This window comes from Amycolatopsis sp. NPDC004378, assembly GCF_053602455.1.
On the sequence record NZ_JBSGDR010000007.1, the window covers coordinates 293,163 to 317,557 of the forward strand.

A 24,395-nucleotide genomic window follows, 5' to 3' on the forward strand; every position below is an offset into this window, starting at 1 on the left:
GGCCGGTGACTGATCGGCGCCTGGTGGTCGTGATCGTGGACGACCACGACCTGTTCGCCAAGGGCCTGGCGCTGCTGCTGACGACCACCGCCGGTGACCGCTTCGAGGTGGGCGGAACCACCACGCACGTCGAAGAGGCTCCCGCGCTGGTCGAGTCCTGTGCGGCCGATCTCGCGCTCGTCGACCTGGCCATGCCGCCCCTGGGCGGCGCGGCCGCCATCCGCCAGATCAAGCGGCGCCACCCGGCCACCCGCGTGCTCGCACTGTCCGGATCGGACGACCTGGAGCTCGCCGAGCAGGCGCTGCGTGCCGGCGCGGACGGCTACCTCACCAAGTCGGCCGACCCGGAGGTCCTCGTCGCCCCGTTGCTGGCCGTGGCCGCCGGGTTCCGCGTCCTCGAAGGCGAGCTTCTCGACGTACTGCTGACCTCCACCCGCAAGCCGCCGGCAACGCTGCTCGACACGCTCGACTCCCAGGACCTGCGGCTGTGGGCGCTGCTCGCCCGTGGCCTGGAGACCCAGGACATCGCCGGCCGGATGCTGGTGTCCGAGCGCACCGCCAAGCGCATGGTCGCCTCGTTGCTGAACCGCATCGGCGCGGCCAACCGGGTCGAAGCCGCCGGCATGGCCGGTTCCTTCGGCCTGCTCGACCACGACCCGGCAGACCGTCCACAGTAGAGGTTTCGCGCCCGGGCGCACCCACCCCAACGGGGTATCCCTTTGCCGCCAGGTGGTGATGCGCGCGCGGTTGCGCGCGCCGCATCATTACCGACCATCGCGGTCCCACGACGCGGCTTGACCGGCAGGCACGGTCACGCCCGGAGAAGGAGTTGGGTGGAATGGTGAGCCGATCACGAGTCGGGCCGGTCGCCCGGTCCGGCACCCGGGTGACGATGGTGCGGGGAATCGACACCAAGGCGTGCGGGCGCGGTATCTGGCGCGGCTTCGTGATCCTGGTGATCGGTGCCCTGCTCCAGCCGATCGCCGCGGCCGTCGCTCCCGCGGCCGGGGCGAGCTTCCTGCTGATCACCGCCGTCGTGGCCTTCGCCTTCGCCGGCTTTCGCACGGGTGACGCGGATCGCCCGATCGTCCAGGGTGCCGTGACCGCGGCGGGCAGCTACGTTTTCGTGCTGCCCTTGAGTTTCGTCGCTTCGGGGCCGGTCGAACCGCAGCAGGTGCTGGCCACCGCGGCGGTCGCCGTCGCCGTCGGTGGGCTGGCGGGCTTCGCCGGGCACGCCGTCCGCTCTCGCCGGAAGCGAGGCGAAAAGGCGTGACCACAACGAAACCCGCACGGCGGTGGAGCGCCGGTGCGCAACGGCCACTGGTCGAAGCCGGCGAAATCGTCCACCTGCTCGGCCGGGTGCTCTGGCTCGCGATCCGCCACCCGTTCGGGTACTGGGGCGAAGTCCGGGACCTGATGTTCGAGACGTTGCGCCGGTGCTGGCTGCCGGTCATCATTTCGACGACCGCGCTCGGGTTCGCCGGCCCGGGAATGCAGGGCGGCAGCCTCTACAGCGTGCTCGGCATCCCCGACCGCCTCGGCTCGTTCCTGTTGATGGCCAGCGTCCGCGAGTTCGCGCCGTGGATCGACGCGATGATCGTCGCCGGGGTGATGGGCACCGCCATCGCCGCCGACCTCGGCGCGCGGCGGATCCGCGAGGAGATCGACGCCATGCAGGTCCTCGGCGTCGATCCCGTCCGGACCCTCGTGCTGCCGCGGATCATCGCGGTCACCCTGATGACCGGCCTGCTCGAGGTGTTCGCGCTCGTGTGCGGCGTGATCGGCGGGTACATCGCGGCCGTGCCGATCTTCGGTGCAACCGGCGCGGCCTTCATCGGGAACTTCTGGTCCAACGCGACCACCACGGACATGTGGGGCAGCATCGTGAAGACCCTCGCGTTCGGCCTGATCCTGTCGGTCGTCTGCTGCTACAAGGGCCTGAACGCCCAGGGTGGCCCGATCGGCGTCGGCCGCGCGGTCAACCAGGCGGTGGTCATCTCGTTCGCCTCGATCTGGATCTTCAACTACGTCTACACGTCCGCGCTCCTCGGACTGAACCCCGACATGCAGGTCTTCAAGTGAGGGATGCGGAAATGACCACACCGACGGGCCGCACGAAACAACCCGACGTCGTCATCACGGTCGGCGGGCTGGCGGGAAAGCTGCGCGACGCCGTCGCGGTCGGCGGCGACATCATGAAGTTCGGCGGCCGCACGGTGCGCAGCCTGCCGGATCTGCGCCACCACGTCACGGAAGTGTTCGCGCAGGCGGGAATCCTGATCCTGTCGAGCGGGATCATCGTCTGGCTGATGCAGTTCGTCGTCGGTACGATGTGCGCGACCGAGGCCAGCTACACCCTCAAGCAGGTCGGCGCGCCGATCTATTCCGCGGTGTTCAACGACGTGTGCGGCCTGCGTGAGATGTCGGTGTACATGTGGGCCTACATCTTCGCGGCGAAGGTCGGGTGCGGGCTGGTCGCGGAAATCGGTTCGATGCGCATCGCCGAGGAGATCGACGCGCTGGAAGTGCTGGGCATCAAGTCGCGCAGCTACCTCGTCGGCACCCGGATCGCCGCCGCCTGGCTCTGCATGCCCTTCCTGTACATCGTCGGGCTCGGCCTGATGTTCATCTCGATGCACCTGGTCACGGTCTACCAGCTGGGCACCGTTTCCAGTGGTGGTTATTCCTTCGTCTTCTGGCTGTTCCAGAACCCCTACGACCTGATGGCCGCGATTTCGAAGATGATCGCGATGGGCACGATCATCATCTTCGTCGGTTGTTACTACGGCTACAACGCGTCCGGCGGTCCGGTCGGGGTGGGGAGAAACACGGCGAAATCGATGATGCTCAACATGGTGCTCATCCACGTCGTCGGGTTGCTCGGCACGTGGTTCTTCTGGGGCTCCTACCCGAACATGCCGATCGGCAACTGAACAAGGAGAACTCATGGTCACCGGGACGAACGGGACGGCCGCCGCGATCGGCTCACCGGAACGGGTGCACACGATGGAGGTGCGCAACGTCCACAAGTCCTTCGGCAGCTTCGACGTGCTGAAGGGGCTCAACCTGGAATTCGCCGACAACGCGATCACCACCATCCTCGGCCCGTCGGGTACCGGGAAGAGCGTGCTCATCAAGCACCTCGTCGGCCTGCTCGAGCCGGACCAGGGCGAGGTGATGATCTTCGGGCGCGACATCTGGAAGATCGACGAACGGGAACGCTACGAACTGCGCAAGCGGTTCGGTGTCCTGTTCCAGGACGGCGCGCTGTTCGGGTCGATGAACATCTTCGACAACACGGCGTTCCCGCTGCGCAAGCACACCGACAAGAGCGAGGACGAAATCGAGGCGATCGTCAACCAGCGGCTCAAGGAAGTCGGCCTGGAGCGTTCGTCCTACAAGTACCCCAACGAAGTCTCGGGTGGCATGCGCAAACGGGCCGGCTTCGCGCGGGCGCTGGTGATGAACCCCGACATCGTCCTGTTCGACGAGCCCGACTCGGGCCTCGACCCGGTCCGCACCAGCCTGCTCAACGACCTGATCCTCGACATGCACCAGGAGTACCGCGGGACCTACCTGCTGGTGACCCACGACATCCGCACCGCACGCAAGGTCAGCGACTACGTCGGGGTCATCTGGAAGGGTCAGGTCGTCCACTACGGACCGACCGAGGAGGCCTTCAACTCCCCGGACCCGTTCGTCCGCCAGTTCCTCTCCGGCAACTCCGCCGGACCGCTGGGAATGGACTGAATCCATGCGCAGAATTCCGCTTTTGGTCCTGGGGGTCGCCGCGGTGGCCGCGGCCGCGCTGCTGATCGCCCCGGGCGACGACGGCTACCCGGCGAACGTGGTGCTGCCGTCGGCGACCGGCCTGATCGCCGGCAGCAAGGTCCTCGTGAACGGGTTCGACGCCGGGCAGGTCGACGACGTGTCCATCAAGGACGGACGGGCGCAGGTCACCGTGAAGCTGACCAAGGACTTCGCGCCGCTGCACTCCGGCGCGTCCGCGGGCATCGTGTGGAAGGCCGTGCTGGGTGAGCGGCAGCTCGACGTCCGGGACGGGCCGAAGACGAACCCGGTCATCCCGCCGGGCGGCACCCTGGACGGCAAGGTCTCCGACCCGGTCGAGATGGACAAGGTGCTGGCCGCGCTCGACCCAGCCACCCGCGCCCACCTCAGTTCACTGGTGCAGGGCCTCGACCACACCGTCGCGGGCAACGAGACCGACCTGCGGCAGACCGTGCAGAAAGCGGGTCCGACGCTGGAAGCGCTCGGTGGCGTGCTGCGCGCCGTCGGCTCCGACGGACCGGCGATCAAGGACCTGGCCGGGCAGCTGAACGGCATGGTCAGCACGCTGGTGAACCGTGACCAGCAGGTGCGCGCCATCGTTTCCGGGCTCTCCGGCGCGACGGAAGCGGCCGCGCAGCAGCGCGACCAGTTGCGCGCGGCGCTGCGGAAGCTGCCCGGTACCCTCGGGACCGCGGACCGGACGCTGGCCGATGTGCCCGGCACGGTCGACAAAGCGGTGCCGTTGCTGAACGATCTGCGCCCGGCGACCGACCGCCTGCCCGCCGTGGCCCGGTCCCTGCGCCCCGTGCTCGCGGACCTCCGCCCGACCGTGGCACAGCTGCGGCCGACCCTGGGGTCCCTCGGCACGCTGCTGCAGTTCACGCCGGGGTTGCTCGACAGCGCCCACGGCGCCCTGCCCGGCACGAACTCGGCGGTGTCGTCGCTGACGCCCGCGCTGAGCTTCTTGCGGCCGTACACGCCCGAAGTGGTCGGGTGGCTGTCGAACTGGGGCTCCTCGGCCGCCAACTACGACAGCAACGGCCACTACATGCGCGTCAACATCCCGGCCGGGCTCTCGAGTTTCGACAACAACCCGGGAGTCATGCCGCCCGGGATGGTCAGCGACCCGTTCCCGGCACCCGGCGCGATCGCCGGGCAGCCGTGGACCGACGCCTTCGGGAGTGGAGTCCGATGAGGACACGGCGGAAGATCCAGGCCGTGCTGGCCACGGCCGCGGTGGCGGCGGCCGTGGCGGGCGCCGCGGTCACGAACACCGGTTCCGGCGAGCAGCCGGAGAAACTGACCATCGCCGCGGAGTTCGCCGACGCGAGCCCGCTGGTCGTCGGCAACGACGTGAAGATCAAGGGCGTCACCGTCGGCGAGGTGGCCGGCATGAGCGTCCACGACGCGAAGGCGGTCGTCACCCTCAAGCTCGACGGGTCGGCCCTGCCGTTGCACAAGGACGCCCGGGCCACCGTCAAGCCGGTCAGCCTGCTGGGCGAGCGTTTCGTCGACCTCGATCGCGGAACCGCCTCGGCGCCGCTGCTGAACGACGGCGACGTGCTGCCGATCAAGCAGACCGGCCAGGCGACCGACCTCGACCAGGTGCTCAACACGATCGACGACCCGACCGGGCAGTCGCTCGCCGCGCTGGTCACGATGCTGGGCCAGGGCATGCAGGGCAACGGCGCCAACGCACAGGCCTCGATCAAGGCGCTCGCGTCGTCCATGCAGGACGCCGACGGGCTGGTGAAGCTGCTCGGGCAGCAGAACCAGGTGCTCACCGACCTCGTCGACCACGTGCAGCCGGTCGCGAGCGCACTGGCCGCCGACAACGGCAAGACCCTGGACGGCCTGGTCGACTCCACACGACAGGTGCTCGACGTCACGGCCAAGAACCAGGAGGGCCTCGCCGCCTCGCTCGCCGAACTGCCGGGAACCCTCTCCGCCGCGCGCGACACCCTCGCCGAGCTCACGGGCACGGCCAAGGCCACCACGCCCGTGCTCGAGGGAATGCGGCCGACGACCGACAACCTCTCCGCGGTCAGCGACGAACTGCGCAAGTTCAGCGAGTCGGCGGACCCGGCTTTGACGAGCGCGAAGCCCGTCCTCGAACGCGCCGAGAAGCTGATGGACGCGGCCCGCCCGGTTGTCGAGGACCTCCGGAAGGCAGGGCCCGGCCTGCGTGGCACCGTCGCCGGGGCGAACCCGCTCACCGCGCAGCTGACCGGCAACATCGAAAACGTCCTGAACTTCTTCCGGTTCTGGGCGATGTCGACCAACGGCTGGGACGGGCTTTCGCACTACTTCCGCGGCCAGGCGATCATCCACCCCGAGGAGATCACCGGGCTGCTGCCGTCCCTGACCGGGGCCCCGCCGCCGCCCACGATTCCCGGTGGGGGCAAGCAATCCCCGCCTTCGCCGATCCCCGGGCTTCCCGGGCCGCTCGGCTCGTCGGGCCTGCTCGACACGAAGTCCCTCGTCGCCCCGGACGGCGGCGTGACCGGGCTCAACGAGCGCCAGGAGAGCGGCGTTCTCCAGTTCCTGCTCGGAGGTTCCTGATGGCCAAGCGCAAGTTCCGCTCGGTGTCCACGGGGGTGGTCGTGCTCGTGGTGTTCGCGCTCGCGCTGCAGCTCGCGCTCACCGCGGACAAGGGGCTGCCGGGGGCGACCTACACCCTCGTCGACGCCGATGTCTCCGACGTGGGCGCGCTCCGCCCCGGGGACGACGTCCGCGTCGCCAGCGTCCGGGTCGGTCGCGTCAAGGACGTCCGGCTGGTCGGCGGCGCCCCGCGGGTGACCCTCCAGCTCGACGGCACGCGCGAGGTCTACCGGGACGCGGCGGCGGAGGCCAAGAGCGTCACGGTGGCCTCGCGGTCCGCGCTGGGGCAGAAGTACATCGCGCTGACGCCGGGCACGCCCGCGGCGGGGAAGCTCGGCCCGGCGGAGGTGATCCCGCCCAAGCGGACCGCGGGCTCGCAGGAGCTGAGCGACCTGCTCGACGTGCTCGACGCGCCCACCCGGGACGCGCTCGGCTCGACCGTCCGGGAAACGGGCGGCGGGGCCGGCGGGCACGCCCAGGACCTGCAGGACGCGCTCAAGGCCGCGCCGCGGATGCTGCCCGACCTCGCAACCGTCTCCAACGCCCTGTCCGCGAACGACGGCGCCGACCTGACCGCGCTGCTGACCTCGGCCGACCGGCTGTCGGCCCGGTTCGCCGGGCGCCAGGAACAGCTGTCGGAACTGCTCGGCCGCCTGGACACGACGATGCAAGCCGTCGCGGTGGACGACGGAAAACCGCTCGGCGACGTCGTGCAGCGCGCGCCCGGCACGCTGCAGGCCGCCCGAGCCGGCCTGCAGTCGCTGCAGGCACCGCTCGAGGACCTGCACGCCGGCATGGCCCAGCTCGTGCCCGGCGCGCGTGCCCTCGGCCAGGCCACTCCCGACCTGCGGGGCGTGCTGCGGGAAGCGGTGCCGCCACTGGGAAAGGTGCCGGACGTCGGCCGGCAGGCCGAGCCCGCGCTGACGGACCTGACGAAGACCGTCGACGACGCGCGGCCGCTCGCGCCGCGGCTGACGCAGACGTTCGACAAGGCCGACCAGTTCCTGCGGGTGCTGGCGCCGTACGCCCCGGAAGTCAGCGGGTGGTTCACGAACTGGGCCGCCGCGCTCTCCCACGGTGACGCCAACGGCCACTTCCTCCGGCTGTACCTGCTGTTCAGCGAGGAGTCCGTGCTCGGGCAGGGCGGTGTGCGGGATCCGCTGGTCGCCCGGAACCCCTATCCCGCACCGGGCCAGGCGGCGCAGGACGCCCGGAAGATCCCAGGAGGCAACCGGTGAAGGCGCTTCGTTCTCGCACCGGGCACCGGCGGCCGGTGTCCGCGTTCAAGCTCGGCATCGTCGTGCTGGTGGTGACGTTGCTGGCCGGCTTCGCGCTGCTCGAGAAGGACCGCGTCGCGACGGCGCTGCGGCCCGGTGACGTCGTCCGCGTCCAGTTCGCCCAGGACTACCACCTGCAGCCGTTCGTCTCCCAGGTCAAGGTCGCCGGGGTGCCGGTGGGCGTGGTCTCCTCGATCGACCGGGCCGCCGACGGCTCGGCACTGGTCGAGCTGAAGGTGGACGACGGCGTCACGGGCAAGCTCGGCGCCACGCCGAGCGCCGCCCTGCGCCCGACGACGATCCTCGGCGGCAAGTACTACGTGGAGCTCGTCCCGGGCGGCGGCCGGACCACCTTCGCCGGCACCATCCCGGTCGAGCGGACCAAGACCCCGGTGGAGCTGCAGCAGCTCGCGGACGCCCTGCAGCCGGACGCGGTGAAAGGCATCCGCTCCGCGACGCAGAACCTCGACGACACCCTGCGCGCCGGCGGCAGGTCGGCGATCGACCGTCTGCTCGCCGACGCGCCGGACACCCTCGACGCGACGACGCCGGTGCTGCAGGGCCTGCAGGGGGAGGACCCGCGCAGCGACCTGCCGAACCTCGTGCACGGGTTCGAGTCGACCGCGCGCGTGCTGACCGAGCAGCCGGGGCAGCTCGACTCGATCGTGCAGAACCTGCAGAAGGTCACCTCGACGCTCGACAATCGCCGCACCGACATCGCCACCGCGATCGCGGACCTGCCCAGGACCCTGGACAACGCGGACGACGGGCTGACCCACCTCGGCGTCACGCTCGGCAAGCTGCGGGACACCGCGGACCCCGCGCGGCCGGTGGCGCGCCGGCTCGACGAGTTCCTGGCGCACGCCGATCCGGTGCTCACCAGGACCCGGCCGCTGCTGACCGACGTGCGCGGCCTGCTCACCGACGCGCAGCCGCTGGTCGAGCAGCTCGTCCCCACCGCGCAGGGCACCACGAAGGTCTTCGACGACGTCCGCGGGCCGGTGCTGGACCGCGTCAACGGCCCGATCATGCACATGGTGCTCTCGCCCTTCAAGGGCACCGGTATCTACGCGGGCGGTGGCTCGGACCAGCCGTTCTACAAAGAGGTCGGCTACATGTTCGCGACCATGGACCGCGCCTCCTCGCTCACCGACCCGAACGGCGTGGCCGTGGGTCTCCAGCCGGGCTTCGGCGGCGGCAGCATCGCCGGCACCCCGATCAACTTCGAGCAGCTGATGAACACGCTCGCCCACCTGCAGGGCGCCACCCCGGAGAACAGGAGCGGCCGATGAACGCGCACCCGGGCCGGGTCCGGCGGACCTGGCAGCGGATCTCCAGCGAACCGCGGCTCAAGCGCAACGTCCTCGCCGTGGCCGCGCTCGTGACCGCGGGGCTGGTGGCCGGGGGCTACATCCTGACCATGCAGCAGGTCCGCGTGCCGTGGGACGGCAAGACCCACTTCTCGGTCACCTTCGAGTCGGCGCCCGCGATCAACCCGTCGAGCCGGCAGGAAGTGCGGATCGCGGGCGTGGCCGTCGGCGACATCCGCGCGGCGAGCGTCGACGACCGCGGGCACGCGCGGCTCGAGCTGGCGATCGACCAGGGACACCAGGTGTACGACAACGCCCGGGTCCTGCTGCGCCCGAAGAGCCCGCTGAACGAGATGTACGTCGAGCTGAACCCCGGCGGCCCGCCGGGAAAGCCGCTCCCCGAGGACGGTGTGCTGCCCGTCGCCAACTCGGTGCGGCCGGTGCAGGTCGACGAAGCACTCGGGCACCTGGACACCAACACCCGGGCCGCACTGACCACGCTGCTGTCCGAATCGGACGTCGCGCTGGCCGGTGCGCCGGGCAACCTGCCGAAGGGACTCGAGGCGACCGATCAGGTCGTGCGGGATCTGCGTCCCGTAGCGACCGCCCTGCAGACCCGCAAGGAGACGCTGCAGAAGCTCGTCACGTCGCTGGGGCAGATCGCGTCGGCGACCGGCGACGACGACCAGCGGCTCAGCGCGCTGGCCGGTTCCCTGCAGCAGACTCTCGCGACGGTGGGGCAGCGCAACGGCGACTTCGACGCCGCGCTCGCGCAGCTGCCGGACTTCACCCACCAGCTCTCGCAGGCCACCGGCAGCATCGGCGCGCTGAGCGCCCAGCTGGACCCGGTCCTGGACAAGCTGCGCGAGGCGAGCGGGACCCTGCCCGGCTCGCTGGACAAGTTCACCGGCACGGTCGACAAGCTGGGGGAGACCGTCGACTCCGCCCAGCCGGTGGTCGACAAGGCCGTCCCGGTGGTGCACGACCTGCGTCCGTTCGTCGGCGACCTCAACGCGTCACTCGGCGACCTGCACGACGTGACCGGCCGGCTGGGCCCGATCACGACCGCGGTGCTGCCGTACCTGAACGACCTGGCCGCGTTCGTCACGAACTCGCGGTCGATCACCAGCCTGCGCGACGGAACGGGGGCGGCTTACCGCGCCATCGCCCAGCTCTCGCCGGAAAGCGTCACGGGCCTGCTGCCGCTGCTGCCCGCCCTGCAAGCCGCCGCCGCGCGATAGAGGGAGCGTCCAATGAGGATTCCCAGTGGGCTGGTCCCGCACATCCGGACCCTGGTGCTGGCCGTGTTCATCGCCGCCTGCGCCGGCCTGTTCGGCTACCTGTGGCTCAACTCCGGTGGCCGGCTGCCCGGCATCTCCAGGGCGGGCTACACCGCCGAGGTGCAGTTCCGCACCGCGTCGAACCTGGTCTACGACTCGGACATCACCATCGCCGGGGTCAAGGTCGGCAAGGTCCAGGCGCTGCGCACCGAAGGCGACCTCGCGCACGTCACGATGCGGCTCGACCAGAACGCGCCGCTGCACGAAGGGGCGACCGTCCAGGTCCGGAACAAGACCCTGATCGAGGAGACCTACCTCGAGATCACCGACGGCCACGGCCCGGCGCTGCCCAGCGGCACCGTGCTGCCGCCGTCGGCGGGCAAGGAGGCCGTCGAACTCGACGACGTGCTCACCAGCCTCGACCAGCCGACGAAGGAGTCGCTGGGCTCGCTGGTCCGCTCGCTCGGCGCCGGGACGAAGGACACCAAGCAGGGAGTTTCCCAGGCACTGCAAGGACTCGGCGATCTCGGCCGGGAGGGACACGGCGCGCTGGCGGCACTGGCGGCCCAGTCCGGGGACCTGCAGCAGCTGACCGGCAACACGGCGAAGCTGCTCGCGGCGCTCGACACCCGGCGGGGGCAGATCGCCGACCTGGTGACCGACGCCGACAAGCTCACCCAGGCGACCGCGGGCAGCGACACCGAGCTCCGGGAGGTCCTGCGGCGGCTGCCCGGCCTGATGGACACCGCCAAGAACGCCAGTGGCGGGCTGAGCCGGCTTTCGCCCGCGCTGGGCCCGGTCGCGGGCGGGCTGAACGCGGCCGCCCCCGACCTCGACGCGGCGTTGCGGGAACTGCCGGCCACCTCGGCCGATCTGCGTGGCCTGCTGCCGTCGTTGAACGGTGTGCTCGACGCGGCGCCCGGCACGCTGCAGCGGGTGCCCGCGGTGGCCGCGGACGCGTCGAAGTTCCTGCCGACGCTGAACGTGGCCCTGGGCGACGTGAACCCGATGCTGTCCTACCTGGTGCCCTACGGCCGCGACGTCGCGGCGTTCTTCACCAACATCGGTCAGGTGACGGCGCGCGGTGACGCCAACGGCAACGCGATCCGGCTGTTCATGGTCTTCAACGAGCAGAGCGTGAAGGGCCTGCCGCTCAACATCGACGTCGGCCCGCTGAAGAAGAACAACCCCTACCCGGCGCCCGGGCAGTCGGCGAACCCGGGACCGTTCACCGGGTCCTACCCGCGGGTCGAACAGGACCCGCCGAAGTGAGGGGCTTCAAGCTGCGCCGGCCGTCCCGCAAGGTCCTGGCGATGACGGCGGTCCTCGTCGTCCTCGCCGGGTTCGTCGGCACCGGCATCGCCAAGACGCGCATCGAGACCGGCGTCGGCTCGTTCCTGCCGGGCGACGACCCCGCGGTGGCGCGGTTCGACGAGCTGAGCCGGTCGTTCGGCGGCGACCCCGTCGTCGTGCTGCTCGAATCGGCGAAACCCGGGCTGCTGCTCGACCAGCCGCACCTGCCGTCGCTGGTCAAGCTGGAGGGCGAGTTCGCGAAGCTGCCCGACGTCGCCGCCGTGTACGGGCCCGGGACCGTCCTGAACCAGGCCGCCGGGCGGGCCCAGGACCTGATGGCCGAGCTCTCCGGCCGCCGTGACCGCCTGCGAGCGCAGGCCCAGGCCGAGGCCAAGCAGCGTGGTGCGTCCGACAAGGCGGCCGGGAAGGCCGCCGACGACGCGGTGGCCGCGTTCGACCAGCGGTACGGCAAGCTGCTCGTGCAGGCCCTGCCGGCGGGCCTGCCGACGCTGAAGAACCAGGCGTTCGTCAACGCGGTCGTCTTCGGCGCGGACGGGAATCCCCGGCCGCAGTGGCACTTCGTCGTGCCGTCGGCGAACGCGGTCGCGATCCTCGTCCGCCCGCGGCAGAACCTCGACCAGTCCGCCACCGAGCGGCTCGTCCGGGGCGTGCGGGACGCGGTCGGCGCGGCCGCCGTCGACGGGGCGAACGTAACCGTGTCCGGCGTCCCCGCGATCGCGGGGGCCCTCGCCGACGAGGTCCGCGCGGAACTTCCCTTGCTCGGCGGCGCCGCGCTGGTCGCGGTGGCTCTCTGCTTCCTGCTGGTGCCGTGGCACCGCCGCCGGCACCGGCTGCTGCCGCTGGCCGGTTCGCTGGTGGCCACGGCGGTGACGGTCGCCCTGTTCGGCTGGCTCGGCCGGCCGCTGTCGCTGGGGGTGGTGGCCTTCCTGCCGGTGCTGCTCGGCGTCGGCAGCGACTTCCCGACCTACCTGGCGCGCCAGGCCGACCGGCGGGTCGTGTTCGCGGTCGCCGCCGCCACCGCGGCCGCGTTCGGTGCGCTGGCCTTCGCGCCGTTGCCGTTCGTGCGCGACCTCGGGATCGCGCTCGGGATCGGGGTGCTGGTCGCCTTCGCCGTCGGGCTGCTGTTCCGGCCGGCCGTGGCGGAGCCCGCGCCCGTGAAGGTCTACGGAGGACGGTCGGCGAGCCTGCCCGTACGGCTGGGCGCGGGACTGGCGGTGGCCGCGCTGGCGGCCGGCGGCTGGGCGCTGCTGCCGGGGCTTCCCCTGCAGAGCGACGTCGAGAGCTTCGCGCACGGACTGCCCGCGTTCGACGACGCGAAGCACGTCGAGCAGGTCATCGGCTCCTCCGGCGAGGTCGACGCCGTCCTGCACGGCCCGGATGTCACTTCTCCGCAGGCGCTGGCGTGGTTGCGCCAGGCCCAGGACGTGATCGTCGCCCGGCACGGCGACCGGCTGCGTCCCGTCGTTTCGCTCCCGACGCTGCTGAACTTCCTCGGGTCCGCGCCCACGAAGGACGAGATCACCGCGGCCGTGCGCCTGCTGCCGCCCTACCTGACCGGGGCGGTGCTGCGGGCCGACGGGCAGGAATCCGTGCTCTCGTTCGGGGTCCGGCTCGACGACGTCGAGAGCCTGATCGGCCTGCGCGACGACCTCCTGAACCAGCTTCCCCCGGCACCACCGGGGTACCGCGCCGAACTGACCGGGCTGCCGATCGTCGCGGCACGCGGGTACGAACTGGTCTCCGGCAACCGGTTCTGGACCAACGGGGTCGGCATCGCCGTCGCCGGGCTCGTGCTCGCCGTGGTACTCGCCCGGCGGAGGGATGCGCTCCGCGCCGTCGCCACCGCTCTGGTCGCCACCGGGACGGGCCTGCTCGCCGTGTGGCTGGCCGGGATCTCGCTGACGCCGATCACCATGGCGCTCGGGTCCCTCATCGCCGCCGTCGGCTGCGAGTTCGCGGTGCTGCTGGCGGAAGCCGGACGCCGTCGCGATCACGCGTTGCGCAGATCCGTGCTGCTGGTCGGCGCGGTTTCGACCGTCGGCTACCTCGCACTGGCGCTTTCGCGGATCGATGCCATCCGGCAGTTCGGCCTGCTGCTCGCCGCGGCCGTCGTGCTGTCGATGGCCGCCGCCCGGTTCGTCGGCTGGCTCGTGCCGGCCCGGCCCGGCGCCACTCCGGAAACCAGCCCGGTGCCCGACACACTCGTGGGAGTCACTTCATGAAGATCACCGCATTGCCCGGCAAGGTCCGGCTGCCCCGAAGCCGCCGTGGGCGGATCCTGACCTTGCTCGTCCTCGTCGTGCTGCTCGGCGGAACCGGCCTCGCCTGGTGGTCGGCGCGGGCCGACGACCTGCCCGACGACGCGGTCTTCGCCTACGGCGGCCAGATCGAGACCGTCAACCAGCTGCAGGAGCGGATCCAGACCCTGAAGGCGCTCTACGGCGTGCAGCCACCGGACCAGCAGGACACCGCCAAGTCCGACGCGTTCCGCCGGGACACCGCCAAGGCGGTCGCGGTCGGGATGGTGCTCGACCGCGCGGCGGGCGACCGCGGCATCGTCGTCGCCGACAAGGCGGCACAGGACGTGCTGACCCGGTTCATCTCCCAGCAGATCGGCGAAGGGCCGGACGCCCGGAGCAAGTTCGTCCAGGCGCTCGGCACCACCGGCACGTCCGAGGACGCGGTGCTGGCGGAGATCAAACGCCAGCTCGCGGTCTCGCAGCTGTTCGACTCGGTCACCGCGGGCAGTTCGGTCGGCGACGGCGAGGTCGCGGACGCGTTCGCGAAGCGGAAGGCGCAGCTGGACACGCCGGAACGGCGGCAGCTGAGCAACATCGTGGTCAAGACCGAGGAGGAAGCCGGCCAGGTGCTCGCCGACCTCAAGGCCGGGACTCCGTTCGAAACCTTGGTGGCCCAGCGGAGCCTGGACGGCGCGACGCGGGACAAGGACGGCGACCTCGGTCAGGTGACCGCGGCGCAGCTCGAGGACGGCTACGCCAAGGCGGCCTTCGCGGCACCGGTCGGCGGGCTGTTCGGTCCCGTGCAGACCGCGCACGGCTGGAACGTCGGCCGCGTCCGCCAGATCCTGCCCCCGCAGCCGGCGGTGTTCGACCAGATCAAGGACCAGCTCAAGCAGCAGCTCACCCTGGAGAAGGCCCTCGCAACGTGGCGCGGCTGGCTCGGGACGCAGCTCGCGAACGCGAACGTGCAGTACGCCGACACCTACCGGCCGGCCGACCCGGCCGCGCCGCCGCAGCAGGCGCCGGGGTGGTCACCGGCGCCGGGCCAGGCAGCAGGTCAGGTCCCGGGCCAGCCGGTACCGGGTCAGGCGGCGGGTCAACCGGCGCCGGGCCAGGCGGCGGGGCAGCCGGTGCCGGGTCAGGTGCCCGGTCAACCGGCGCCGGGCCAGGCGGCAGGTCAACCGGCGCCGGGTCAGGTGCCGGGCCAGCCCCAGCCGTCGCGGTGATCGCGGACTTCGCGGCGCTGGCCGCAGCCGGCGCCGCGCTGGTCGCGATCGGACGGTGGGGCTGCCGTGCGGCGGCCGGGCGGGTCAGCCCGGCGCTGCCGGAACCCGAACGCCTGCGGCGCATCGGGAAGCTGCGGGGGAGCGGGCACGCGCTCCAGGTCGTGGGTGTCGTGTTCGCGCTCGCCGCGGTGTGGAGCCTCTGGTGACCCTCAGGCGGACTCGGGGGTGGCCCGGCCCTGCTGGGTCCGCAGGAACAGCGAGACCGCTTCCGCGCGGTTCGCGGCACCCAGCTTGCGCAGGATCTGCTTGACGTGGGACTTGGCCGTGTCTTCCGAAATCGTCAGCCGGGTGGCGATCGCGGCGTTCGTCCGGCCCTCGCCCATGAGCCGGAGCACCTCCAGCTGCCGTGGGGTCAGCGCCGACTCCACGAAGGTCCGGACCGGCACCGGCCCGGGCGGCGGGACCACCGGGTCGCCGATGAGCGGCGCCGCCGGGTGGCCGCTGTTCAGGATCCGGTCCATGGCGTCGGCGATGTTCATCGTGAACCGGCCGACCTCGGTCCGCAGCGACTGCAGGCGTTCGACCAGCAGGGTCCGCCGGAACGCGATGCCGAGCCCCTGGGCGAAGGCGCCGAACACCTCGCGGTCGAACTCGTCGACCTGACGCCCCTGGACGTGCCGGTCCGCGTGCACCAGCCCGAGCACGCCGTCGTCGCCGACCACGGGAGCGACCACATAGGACTCCAGGCGGGCGGCCTCGACCAGGCAGGCGAGCCCCCGCGCTTCCCGCTGCGCGTCCGTGACGAGCAAGGCGCGCCGCCTGCGCACGGCCTCGGTCTCGACGACCGTGCGGTCCAGGACGGGGGACTCCGCACGGCCGATCCGCAGGATCTCCGCCGCCCAGGCGGGATCGCCCAGCACGGTGCACGACCGGGGCACCCACACCGACTCCCGGATTTCCGAATACAGCGCGCGGTCGAACCCGAGCCGGCACACCGCCTCCGGCACGCACTCGGCGAGGCGGGCCACCGAACGCGCGTCCTGCAGCCGGGTCAAAGCCTCCTGGACCTGGGCGTGGACCCGCACCCGGAGGTCGAGCCGGGCCTGGCGCAGCCGTTCGCGGACGTCGGAGACCTCGATGAACAGATCCAGGACGGCGCCCGCCCGGCCGGCCGCGGCGAGTTCGCCGATCCGCTCGGCGAGCTCGGCCAGCGCCTCTTCCGCGGCCGGGAAGTCATCGGGCACGTCCGGGCCGGGGTCATCGCCGAGCACGGACCGGGCCCGGGTGGTGACGGCCCGGATCTCGCGCAGGACGGCGTGGGGGACGGGGTGCCCGCGGCCGTTCCGGGGCGGAGTCAACGTTGACTTCATGGTTTCCTCTCAAGCCGGGCGGGAACGCGCGGCGCCGGACCCGCTCGCCGGAGGGGTCCGGCGCCGCGCCCGGGGGATCAGGCGTCGGCGGAAACGGCGGTGGTGACGGCGAAACCCGCCACCCACTCGGGCACCGGCTCGTAGAACCGGTAGTTCATCACGTACTTCCCCCGCGCCGCCATCGCGGCGTAGGCGGCGATCCAGGTCCGCACCTCGTGCGCGGAGTGGCCGGCCTGCTCGGCGAACCACTCGGTGCTCCAGGCGTCGACGAGCCCGAGTTCGCCCGCCGAGACCACGTCGAGGAACTGCTGGTCCCACTCCGGGTTGATCGGCTGCATCGACGACGTGCCCGCGGCCAGGTCGAGGCCGGAGGCGATCACGCGGGCCTGTCGCCGGGCACGCTCTTCGGGGGTCGGGTTGCGGCCGTCGATCAGCCGGGCGGCGACCTCGGCCGTGGCGTGTTCCAGCTGGGGGACCGGCGGGTCGTGCGAGAGCCCGCCGGAGCCGAGGAACAGCACGCGCTGCTCGTCGAGGTGCGCGCTCGTGTGGCCGATCGCCGTGCCGAGCTGCCGGACGCGGCCGACGGGGCAGAGCGGGGTGGCGACCGAGTTGATGAAGACGGGGATGACGGGAACGCGGTCGAGGCCGCCGAACAGGAGCTGCAGCGGCTGGGAGAACCCGTGGTCGACGTACATCCGTTCGGACAGCGCGACGTCGATCCCGGCCGCCAGGACGTCCTTGGCCAGCGTCCGCGCGGAGTCGGCGACCGAGAGTTCACCGGCCGGGGTGTCGTAGTCCCCGAGGGCCGTGGCGCGCGTCCCGATGCAGAACGGCGGCATCATGTCGTAGAAGAAACCGTTGTAGTGGTCGGGCGCGAAGAGCACCACGAGGTCCGGGGCGAATCCGGCGATGAAGCGCCGCGCGTGGTCGAAAGCCTTCTCGACCCGCTCTTCAACGGCTTTCGCCGGATGGTTGAAACCGATCAGCGGCGAATGGGACAGGGCGCACACGGCAACGGGCATCGACCCACCAACCCTTTCTTTACGGTCGTTCTTCCGGTAAGAAACATGCTAGAATCTTAGCATACCAGTCCTCGGTTTCGATGACGCAGCGGAAAGGACCTGGCATGACCGTGCCGATCGGGAAACGCAGCAAAGGCAGCCACCGAGCAGGGCGAAGGAGGGTGGGGAAACGGCACCGGGTCGGCACGACCGCCTACACCGCGGTCGCGCTCACGAGCGCGGTCGTGGTCGGTGGTGGCGTACTGCTGGTCGAACCCGTGGCCGACGGGCGGCCGTTTCCCGCCGGTGCGGCGACCAGCTCGCCGGCACCGGCGAAACCGGGGTGGCCACCCGTGCCGGGAGCGGGGCTCCCGGCCACGCTGCCCGGCGTGCCGGTGCTCCCCCCGCTCGCGGCTCCGGTGGACCACCGGCTCGGTGCCGCCACCGGATCCGGTGCGGAGACGGGCATTCCGGCCACCGTGCTCGACGCCTACCGCCGGGCGGAGGCTTCCCTCGGTCGCTCGGCTCCGGGGTGTCACCTGAACTGGGCCTTGCTCGCGGGCATCGGCAAGATCGAGTCGAACCACGCCCGCCACGGCGACGTGGACGCGCAGGGGACGATGGTCCGCCCGGTCTACGGACCCGCCTTGGACGGCTCGCCCGGCTTCGCCAGGATGGTCGACGCGCAGAGCGGCCAGTGGGCGCGTGCCGCCGGCCCGATGCAGTTCATCCCGTCGACCTGGCAGAAATGGGGCGCGGACGGATCCGGTGACGGCCGGGCGGACGTGCAGAACGTCTACGATTCCACGGAGTCCGCGGGCCGGTATCTCTGCGCCGGCGATCGTGATCTGAATACCGGACCCGGACTGCGGAGTGCCATTCTCGGTTACAACAACTCCGAGGATTACCTGAACAAGGTAATGGCGTGGATGCGCACCTATTCCGCGGGTTCGTTCGCCGTACCGGACGAGCCCGGGTACGCCGGGGAAGATCCGACTTACGACGAAAGCGTGGCCACCGCTGCGGCCCGTCCGGCGGCGCCGCGACCGCCGGCCGCGGACGACGCACCGGCCGCGCCGGCGCCGGCCAAGCCGTCCCCGGCACCGGCCAAGCCCGCTCCCGCCCCGGCCGACCCACCCGCGCGACCGGCACCGGCACCGGTCGCCGGGTTGCCGATCAGCGTGCCGGCACCGCTCGACGGTGTCGTGGCGACCGCCGGGCAGGCGGTGGGCGGGCTGCTCGGCTCGCTCGGCGCGCACTGAACTCCGGTGACCACTGATGGCGCCGCCCCGGCTGGCTGGGGCGGCGCCATCAGTTTTCCGCGGGCCCGGCCGTGCCACACACAAGCACGGTGCCGGGCGGGCCTCAGGAGGTCCGGGCACGGACTTCGGCGGCGATCCTGCGCCAGCGCCGCCCGTTTTCGCGCGCGCCCTCGGCGTAGGGGCCGGGAACGACGTGGTAGGGCGGCCGGGCGGGACCGGTGGTGACGTAACCGGCCTCGTCGAAGCGGATCTTCTCGAGGGGGATGTTGTACTTGGAGAACTCGGGGAAGTTCGTCCGGGCGAGGAACGGTTCGTAGGTCCACTCGATGCGGCGGGTCAGGTGCCGCGCCGTGGCGAGGTCCCCGGCCCGGATCGCTTCGCGCAGCGCGAGCACGGGCTCCGGGCCGCACAGGGCGCTGCTGCTCCAGCACCCGAGCGCCGTTTCCGGGTACAGCGTGTGCGCCGCGAGCCAGTCGCTCTCCAGGGGCAGCAACCGGAGCCGGTCGCCGACCGCCGCCACGTCCGCGCCGAACTTCGGCGTGATCGCGATGTACTTCGCGCCGATGATCTGGGGGACCTGCGACAGCTCGGCGTAGGCGGCCGAGGGGATCGGGCCCTTGAACGCCTCGGGGTTGTCGTAGAGGACGATCGCCATGTCCGGGAACAGGCCGGCGACGCCGCGGTAGAACGCGAGCAGCGTGTCGGCGCCGAGTTCGCTCCACATCGGACGGCCGAGGATGACGCCGCGCACGCCGAGGTCCCGCAGGAAGCGGATGCGGTCGACCGTGTCCCGCGTGTTGGGGGCGGTCGCGCCGACGAACAACGGGAGGTCCGGCGCGGTGTCCGAGACCGCGCCCGCGACGCACGCGGCGAAGGCCCGCCATTCGGCCAGTGTCAGGGTCGCCATTTCCCCGAGCGTCCCGTTGGTGATGATCCCGTCCACGCCGTCGGCGACGAGGGCACGGATCATCCGGTCGGATTCGTCGAGGTCCACGGTGTCCCGTGCGGTGAGGGCGGCCGCGCCGGGCAGTGCCGGGGTCGGCGTGACGGCGATGACGCCGCGCAGGTCGGCCACACCGAACTTCTGCACCACTGCTCTCCTCGCGTTCGCAGGGAAAGGGCGGTCCGCCCGGCAGGTCGAGTGGGGGGCTGCCGCGCCTGCCGGGCGGACCGGGTTTCGGGGGACTTCAGGAAGCGTGGCCGAACGACTCGGGCGGCTGCAGGCCCCACGGGCTGAACGCCTTCGGGAAGTCGTCCCACACCACGGGGTCGTTGCGCCGCACCCGCGGCATCTCGGCCGAGAGCTCGTAGCGGTTGCCCGCGGCCCAGAAGTAGGTGTAGACGTTGCCGCCCACGCCGTGGCGGCCCGGCCCGACCTCGATCGGCACGCCGTGCCGGGCGAGTTCGTCGGCGGCCACCTTGAGGTGGTCGAACGACTCCATCCCGAGCGCGTAGTGGTGCAGCGACTTCCCGGCCTCGGGCGTCGAGATGATCGCGATGTCGTGGTGCAGCGTGCTGGCCCGGCACCAGGCCGCGCCGATCACCCCGGGTGCCGGGGCGAAGATGTCGGACACCTGGAAGTCCAGCAGCTCCACCAGGAAGTCGACCAGCGGCTTGGGGTCCTGCGCCTGCACGGTGATGTGGTCGAAGTCCAGCGCGCGGATCCCGCCGCGGTGCGGGGCCTTCGACGGGTGGATGTACTGCGGGCCGGTCGAGAGCACCGCGAGTTCCATCGCGTGTCCCGACGGCGCCTGGAACCGCAGCGCCTGGACCACACCGGGGTGTTCGTCGGTGCGGGCCTCGGTCGCGACACCGGCTTCGGCCAGCCGCTTCGCGTACCGGTCGAGGTCTTCGGCGTCGTCGACCCGCAAAGCGAACCGCCGGACGCCGGTCCCGCCCTCGGTCAGCACCAGGTCGCACCCGCCGTCGATGCCGACGGAGAACCGCACCGCGCCGTCGGCGCGGCCGATCTCCCGCATGCCCAGCACGTCGGTGTGGAAGCCGACGGCCTCGCCGAGGTCGGCGACGGCGAGTTCGGCGTGGGCCACTTGTGAGATACCCATCGTTGGGTCAGCTCCTGTCCATCTTGTCGTACGGGATGTTCCCGGCGCTTTCCCGCCGGTTGATGCCGAGGGCGTCGAGCTGCCGCGAGTTCTCGACGAGGATCATGCGGACCGGCCCGGCGCCGTCGTTGTAGTGCCGGTGCCAGACCCACGGCGGGGTGTAGACGAAGTCCCCGGCCGACCACCGCAGGGTTTCCGGCCCGATTTCGGAGTAGCCGCTGCCCTCGGTTACGCAGTGCACGGACTCGTGCAGGTGGCGCTGGAGGTCCGTCGCGGTGCCGGCCGGGATCTCCTGCAGGTAGAACTCCATCGACTTCGCCGGGACGTCCGCGAGGACGCCGACCCGGCTGGGGTTGCCGGTCACGTCCTCCTCGAGCCACCGGGCACTCGCCGGGCGGGTGACGAGGTGCTCCGGCATCGACCGCTCCGGGTCGTAGTCCTTCATCTCGTGGAGCTTGTGCATCCACTGGTCGAAATCCGTCATGGTTCTCCCGTCAGGTCGAGGTCATCCCGCCGTCGACGACGTGGGTCTGCCCGGTCTGGAACCCCGAGTACTCGGAACAGAGATGGGCCACGAGCTCGCCGATCTCCTCGGGGTGCCCCCACCGGCCGACGGGCAGTTCGCTCGCGAGCTGCCGCCGTTCCAGCTCTTCGGCCGGCACCCCCGCGGCGGCCGCGCGTGCCGCGGCGAGCGAACGCCGCCGCGGCGTGTCGATGTGCGCGGGGGCGATGACGTGCGTGGTGACGCCACGGGGCGCCACCTCGGCGGCCAGCGACCGCGCGAGCCCGGCCACCCCCGCCCGCATCACGTTGGACAGGTGCAGCAGCGGCAACGGTTTCACCACGCCGACCGAGGTGACGTAGATCAGCCGTCCCCACCCGGCCTCGCACATGCCCGGCAACACCGCGCCGGTCAGCGAGATCGCGCTGTCGAGCAGGAGCCGGTAGGCCAGGTCCCAGTCCTCAGTGGACAGTTCGGTGGCCTTCGCCGCGCGCGTCCCGCCGGTGTTGGACACCAGGATGTCGATGTCCCCGAGGGTTTCGCGCGCGGCCTCGACCGCCGCGGCCGCGGCGCCGGGCCGGGTGAAGTCCGCGATCGCCCAGCCCGCCGCCCCGATCTTCCGGGCCACCTCGCCGGTGTGCGGTCCGGTGCCCGTGATGAAGACTTCGGCGCCGTCCGCGCGCAGCGACGTCGCGATCGCCGTGCCGAGCCCGCTCGACCCGGCGGTCACCAGTGCCCGGCGGCCGTATGCCGTCATGCCGCCGCACCCTCCCCGGTACCGCCGGGCAGGAGGCCGGAATCCTTGATCGAGGTGGCGAGCAGGCCGTCGATCAGGCCCAGCGGTTCGGTCCAGTCGTACTGGGTGAACTGGGTGTTGATGCGGAGGAACAGCGGATCGCCCGCGTAGAACCGCTCGTAGAGCTCGTGCCGGCCCCCGAAGGCGGAGACCGCGAGATCGGCGGCGACCTTGTAGATCGCGATGCGGTCCAGGCTGTTCGTGTCCGGGCCGCGGTAGAACCGGGCGATGTCCGCGGCGATCGGCGAGTCGAACGCGCTGACGTCGGCCGGCTGGTACAGCAGGCCGCCGGCGAGGATCTGCTGCAGGATCTCGCGGACGCGCGGGTACCAGCGGTTGGCGGAGTTGCGGACCGCGTACAGCGGCCGCACGTCGGGGAACAGGATGCCGTCGTCGTTGGGTTGCGCGCCGGCTTCGGCGGCGAGGACGGCGGCCCGGGTCAGCTCGATGTAGGTGGTGATCTCGCCGAGCGCGTCGCGGACCTGGGGGAACTGGTCGGTCTTGACGATCTCGGTCGCCCGCTTGGCGATGCCCGCCACGAACTGCAGCTTCGCCAGCAGCCGGACCGAGGTCTGGACGCCGGTGAAGGCGTTGGAGTTGATCGCCCAGATGTTGTTGACCCGCTCGAAGTCCTGGTTGATGAAGACGCGCTCCCAGGGCACGAGCACGTCGTCGAACACGACCACCGCGTCCATCTCGTCGAACCGGCTGGAGAGCGGGTGGTCGAAGCCGTTCCCGCCGCCGAACGGCTCGCGGCAGATCAGCCGGACCCCCGGGGCGTCGGCCGGGATGGCGAACGCGATGGCGTAGGGCTTCTCCTCGGCCCCGTACTTCCGGAGCGAAAAGGGCCAGACGAGGATCTCGTCGGAGTAGGGCGCGGCCGTGGCGAGCATCTTCGCGCCGCTCACGATGATGCCGTCCGGGGTCTCGCGCTTGACCCCGAGGTAGGTGAAGGGGTCGGGCTGCTGCGACGGCGGCTTCGACCGGTCGACCGGCGGGTCCGCCAGGGCGTGGGACAGGAAGAGATCGTTGTCCCGCACGTACTTGTAGTACGCGCGCACCCGGTCGGCCCCGTCACCGAAGAACTCGGCGTTGGCGTTCCACGCGACCAGCATCGCGCTGACGAAGTCCGTGCTGCGCCCCATCATGCCGAGGCTGGAGTCCGCCCACTGCTTGTGCATGACGCGGCGGAGCTCGAGGTCTTCGGCCGTGCGGGGCATCAGGAACTGCACGCCCGCCCGGCCGCCGCCGTCTTCGGGTGAGAAGAGCATGCTGTCCGTTTCGGACTGCAGGTCGTAGAGGCGGGCGATTTCGGCCGCGGCGCCGGACGTCGCCTTGTGCCCGGCCACGTCGGTGATCTTCTCGGCCCCGACCCACAGCTCAGGGCTGTGGGCGCGCAGCCGGTCGAGGTACGCGGCGCCGTTTCGTGCGGTCATCACTTTCCTTTCAAGAACCTGATGTGGGTCTCGGTGAACTGGTCCGGCTTTTCCCACTGCGGCCAGTGGCCCGCGCCCTCGATCACCTCGAGGCGGCTTCCGGGGATCAGCTCCTCCAGCAGCGCGGCTTCTTCGACCGAAGCGGTCGGGTCGTGGTCGGTCCACAGCAGCAGGGTCGGTGCGACGATGCGGCTGCACCACTCCGACGACCAGACGTACGGACGCCGGTGTTCCCAGTCCTGCACCGCCAGGATGTTGCGCATCGCGGTCTCGAACCCCGGCTGGGTGTAGATCCGCAGCCGCAGGTCGACGAGTTCGTCGGTGACGAGGCTCTTGTCGTGGAAGAGCCATTCGACCCGGGTGCGCACGCTCTGCCGGCTCGCCTCGCGGACCGCCTTCATGCTCGATTCCTTCAGCCCGGCCATCACCTCCGGCTTGTTCGTGATGTTGCCCGGGGTGTTGAGCACCAGCCGGTCGATCCGGTCCGGGTGGTGCGCCGCGGTCCACGCGGCGACCCAGCCGCCGAGCGACTCGCCCGAGAGGTGGGCCGTCCCGATGTCCAGCGCGTCCAGGACCGCGATCAGGTGGTCGCTGAGGTAATCGATCGTGTAGGGCCGGTCGGGCTTGGCCGAATGTCCGTGTCCCGCCATGTCGTAGACGACGACCCGGAATTCTTTTGCCAGGTCGCGGATGTTGCGGGAATACGCCTCCAGGTGCCCGCCCGTGCCGTGCACCAGAACCAGTGCGGGTCCGCTGCCCGCCTCCACCACCCGGGTGGCGACGCCGGCCGCGTCCACGGTCCGCTGGCGCAGGTCGACGCCCGCCAAATCGCCCCAGATGCTCACGTGCTGTTCCACAGCAATCCTTTCCTCCTGCGTCGTCCTGCCATGTTGGCATACTAGAATCTCAGAGGCAAGCCGAGGACATC

Annotated in this window: 23 protein-coding genes; 15 read left to right on the top strand and 8 right to left on the bottom strand. The window is 71.3% G+C overall.

The annotated features are described in order from the left end of the window. Window positions 1-5 precede the first annotated feature (5 nt). From ACWEN0_RS23090 to ACWEN0_RS23155, 14 genes are all read left to right on the top strand, one after another. Complete coding sequence (locus ACWEN0_RS23090; protein WP_451976943.1) at window positions 6-677, top strand: response regulator; 672 nt, start codon at window positions 6-8, stop codon at window positions 675-677. A gap of 164 nt (window positions 678-841) precedes the next feature. Further along, window positions 842-1,273, top strand: coding sequence for a hypothetical protein (locus ACWEN0_RS23095; RefSeq protein WP_451976946.1), 432 nt, complete (start codon window positions 842-844; stop codon window positions 1,271-1,273). Continuing rightward, on the top strand, window positions 1,270-2,082 hold the full coding sequence (locus ACWEN0_RS23100) for an MlaE family ABC transporter permease (RefSeq protein ID WP_451976949.1): 813 nt from the start codon (window positions 1,270-1,272) through the stop codon (window positions 2,080-2,082). Before ACWEN0_RS23095 ends, ACWEN0_RS23100 begins: the two co-directional genes overlap by 4 nt. An 11-nt stretch (window positions 2,083-2,093) precedes the next feature. Further along, the gene (locus ACWEN0_RS23105; RefSeq protein WP_451976952.1) at window positions 2,094-2,933 is read left to right on the top strand and encodes an ABC transporter permease; all 840 of its coding nucleotides are present in this window, start codon (window positions 2,094-2,096) and stop codon (window positions 2,931-2,933) included. 13 nt (window positions 2,934-2,946) lie between these two features. After that, a complete protein-coding gene (locus ACWEN0_RS23110; protein ID WP_451976955.1) occupies window positions 2,947-3,750 on the top strand; it encodes an ABC transporter ATP-binding protein in 804 nt (267 codons plus the stop codon). A gap of 4 nt (window positions 3,751-3,754) precedes the next feature. Then, window positions 3,755-4,984, top strand: a complete 1,230-nt coding sequence (locus ACWEN0_RS23115) for an MlaD family protein (RefSeq protein ID WP_451976958.1) — start codon at window positions 3,755-3,757, stop codon at window positions 4,982-4,984. After that, window positions 4,981-6,351, top strand: coding sequence for an MlaD family protein (locus tag ACWEN0_RS23120; RefSeq protein WP_451976961.1), 1,371 nt, complete (start codon window positions 4,981-4,983; stop codon window positions 6,349-6,351). Before ACWEN0_RS23115 ends, ACWEN0_RS23120 begins: the two co-directional genes overlap by 4 nt. Continuing rightward, entirely contained in the window at window positions 6,351-7,628 is a 1,278-nt protein-coding gene (locus tag ACWEN0_RS23125) for an MlaD family protein (RefSeq protein WP_451976964.1), read from the top strand. The genes ACWEN0_RS23120 and ACWEN0_RS23125 overlap by 1 nt, the downstream gene beginning before the upstream one ends. Continuing rightward, window positions 7,625-8,959 (top strand): MlaD family protein, encoded by a 1,335-nt coding sequence (locus tag ACWEN0_RS23130; protein ID WP_451976967.1) that lies wholly within the window; start codon window positions 7,625-7,627, stop codon window positions 8,957-8,959. Before ACWEN0_RS23125 ends, ACWEN0_RS23130 begins: the two co-directional genes overlap by 4 nt. Next, complete coding sequence (locus tag ACWEN0_RS23135; RefSeq protein ID WP_451976970.1) at window positions 8,956-10,218, top strand: MlaD family protein; 1,263 nt, start codon at window positions 8,956-8,958, stop codon at window positions 10,216-10,218. Before ACWEN0_RS23130 ends, ACWEN0_RS23135 begins: the two co-directional genes overlap by 4 nt. Before the next feature lie 12 nt (window positions 10,219-10,230). Further along, window positions 10,231-11,529: an MlaD family protein gene (locus tag ACWEN0_RS23140; RefSeq protein WP_451976973.1), complete on the top strand. Its 1,299-nt coding sequence runs from the start codon at window positions 10,231-10,233 to the stop codon at window positions 11,527-11,529. After that, window positions 11,526-13,793 (top strand): MMPL family transporter, encoded by a 2,268-nt coding sequence (locus ACWEN0_RS23145; RefSeq protein WP_451976976.1) that lies wholly within the window; start codon window positions 11,526-11,528, stop codon window positions 13,791-13,793. Before ACWEN0_RS23140 ends, ACWEN0_RS23145 begins: the two co-directional genes overlap by 4 nt. After that, entirely contained in the window at window positions 13,790-15,037 is a 1,248-nt protein-coding gene (locus ACWEN0_RS23150) for a peptidyl-prolyl cis-trans isomerase (protein WP_451976979.1), read from the top strand. The genes ACWEN0_RS23145 and ACWEN0_RS23150 overlap by 4 nt, the downstream gene beginning before the upstream one ends. Next, window positions 15,034-15,243, top strand: a complete 210-nt coding sequence (locus tag ACWEN0_RS23155) for a hypothetical protein (protein WP_451976982.1) — start codon at window positions 15,034-15,036, stop codon at window positions 15,241-15,243. The genes ACWEN0_RS23150 and ACWEN0_RS23155 overlap by 4 nt, the downstream gene beginning before the upstream one ends. A gap of 3 nt (window positions 15,244-15,246) precedes the next feature. Here ACWEN0_RS23155 and ACWEN0_RS23160 read toward each other — a convergent pair whose 3' ends face one another. Then, window positions 15,247-16,395, bottom strand: a complete 1,149-nt coding sequence (locus ACWEN0_RS23160) for a LuxR C-terminal-related transcriptional regulator (RefSeq protein ID WP_451976984.1) — start codon at window positions 16,393-16,395, stop codon at window positions 15,247-15,249. Between the two features lie 89 nt (window positions 16,396-16,484). Then, window positions 16,485-17,429, bottom strand: a complete 945-nt coding sequence (locus tag ACWEN0_RS23165; protein WP_451976987.1) for a 3-carboxyethylcatechol 2,3-dioxygenase — start codon at window positions 17,427-17,429, stop codon at window positions 16,485-16,487. 398 nt (window positions 17,430-17,827) lie between these two features. On the opposite strand from ACWEN0_RS23165, the gene ACWEN0_RS23170 reads away from it, so the two are divergent. Continuing rightward, window positions 17,828-18,670, top strand: a complete 843-nt coding sequence (locus ACWEN0_RS23170) for a lytic transglycosylase domain-containing protein (RefSeq protein ID WP_451976990.1) — start codon at window positions 17,828-17,830, stop codon at window positions 18,668-18,670. Between the two features lie 103 nt (window positions 18,671-18,773). On the opposite strand, the gene ACWEN0_RS23175 is transcribed toward ACWEN0_RS23170, so the two are convergent. The 6 genes from ACWEN0_RS23175 to ACWEN0_RS23200 form a co-directional block, all read right to left on the bottom strand. After that, window positions 18,774-19,760 carry a dihydrodipicolinate synthase family protein gene (locus ACWEN0_RS23175; RefSeq protein WP_451976993.1) on the bottom strand — a complete coding sequence of 329 codons (987 nt, stop codon included), beginning with the start codon at window positions 19,758-19,760 and terminating at the stop codon, window positions 18,774-18,776. Window positions 19,761-19,857: 97 nt separating this feature from the next. Further along, a complete protein-coding gene (locus tag ACWEN0_RS23180; protein ID WP_451976996.1) occupies window positions 19,858-20,733 on the bottom strand; it encodes a VOC family protein in 876 nt (291 codons plus the stop codon). A 7-nt stretch (window positions 20,734-20,740) separates the two neighbouring features. Continuing rightward, a complete protein-coding gene (locus ACWEN0_RS23185; RefSeq protein ID WP_451976999.1) occupies window positions 20,741-21,217 on the bottom strand; it encodes a cupin domain-containing protein in 477 nt (158 codons plus the stop codon). 10 nt (window positions 21,218-21,227) lie between these two features. Continuing rightward, window positions 21,228-21,992, bottom strand: a complete 765-nt coding sequence (locus ACWEN0_RS23190) for an SDR family oxidoreductase (RefSeq protein ID WP_451977003.1) — start codon at window positions 21,990-21,992, stop codon at window positions 21,228-21,230. After that, on the bottom strand, window positions 21,989-23,467 hold the full coding sequence (locus ACWEN0_RS23195; protein ID WP_451977005.1) for a 4-hydroxyphenylacetate 3-hydroxylase family protein: 1,479 nt from the start codon (window positions 23,465-23,467) through the stop codon (window positions 21,989-21,991). Before ACWEN0_RS23195 ends, ACWEN0_RS23190 begins: the two co-directional genes overlap by 4 nt. Then, window positions 23,467-24,324 carry an alpha/beta fold hydrolase gene (locus ACWEN0_RS23200; RefSeq protein ID WP_451977008.1) on the bottom strand — a complete coding sequence of 286 codons (858 nt, stop codon included), beginning with the start codon at window positions 24,322-24,324 and terminating at the stop codon, window positions 23,467-23,469. Before ACWEN0_RS23200 ends, ACWEN0_RS23195 begins: the two co-directional genes overlap by 1 nt. Window positions 24,325-24,395 lie beyond the last annotated feature (71 nt).

What these genes read in the sequence shown, in the direction of transcription:
- ACWEN0_RS23105 (WP_451976952.1), top strand. Translation starts at nt 2,094, where the DNA reads ATGACCACACCGACGGGCCGCACGAAACAACCCGACGTCGTCATCACG.
- ACWEN0_RS23110 (WP_451976955.1), top strand. Translation starts at nt 2,947, where the DNA reads ATGGTCACCGGGACGAACGGGACGGCCGCCGCGATCGGCTCACCGGAA.
- ACWEN0_RS23115 (WP_451976958.1), top strand. Translation starts at nt 3,755, where the DNA reads ATGCGCAGAATTCCGCTTTTGGTCCTGGGGGTCGCCGCGGTGGCCGCG.
- ACWEN0_RS23120 (WP_451976961.1), top strand. Translation starts at nt 4,981, where the DNA reads ATGAGGACACGGCGGAAGATCCAGGCCGTGCTGGCCACGGCCGCGGTG.
- ACWEN0_RS23125 (WP_451976964.1), top strand. Translation starts at nt 6,351, where the DNA reads ATGGCCAAGCGCAAGTTCCGCTCGGTGTCCACGGGGGTGGTCGTGCTC.
- ACWEN0_RS23135 (WP_451976970.1), top strand. Translation starts at nt 8,956, where the DNA reads ATGAACGCGCACCCGGGCCGGGTCCGGCGGACCTGGCAGCGGATCTCC.
- ACWEN0_RS23140 (WP_451976973.1), top strand. Translation starts at nt 10,231, where the DNA reads ATGAGGATTCCCAGTGGGCTGGTCCCGCACATCCGGACCCTGGTGCTG.
- ACWEN0_RS23150 (WP_451976979.1), top strand. Translation starts at nt 13,790, where the DNA reads ATGAAGATCACCGCATTGCCCGGCAAGGTCCGGCTGCCCCGAAGCCGC.
- ACWEN0_RS23165 (WP_451976987.1), bottom strand. Translation starts at nt 17,429, where the DNA reads ATGCCCGTTGCCGTGTGCGCCCTGTCCCATTCGCCGCTGATCGGTTTC.
- ACWEN0_RS23180 (WP_451976996.1), bottom strand. Translation starts at nt 20,733, where the DNA reads ATGGGTATCTCACAAGTGGCCCACGCCGAACTCGCCGTCGCCGACCTC.
- ACWEN0_RS23185 (WP_451976999.1), bottom strand. Translation starts at nt 21,217, where the DNA reads ATGACGGATTTCGACCAGTGGATGCACAAGCTCCACGAGATGAAGGAC.
- ACWEN0_RS23190 (WP_451977003.1), bottom strand. Translation starts at nt 21,992, where the DNA reads ATGACGGCATACGGCCGCCGGGCACTGGTGACCGCCGGGTCGAGCGGG.
- ACWEN0_RS23195 (WP_451977005.1), bottom strand. Translation starts at nt 23,467, where the DNA reads ATGACCGCACGAAACGGCGCCGCGTACCTCGACCGGCTGCGCGCCCAC.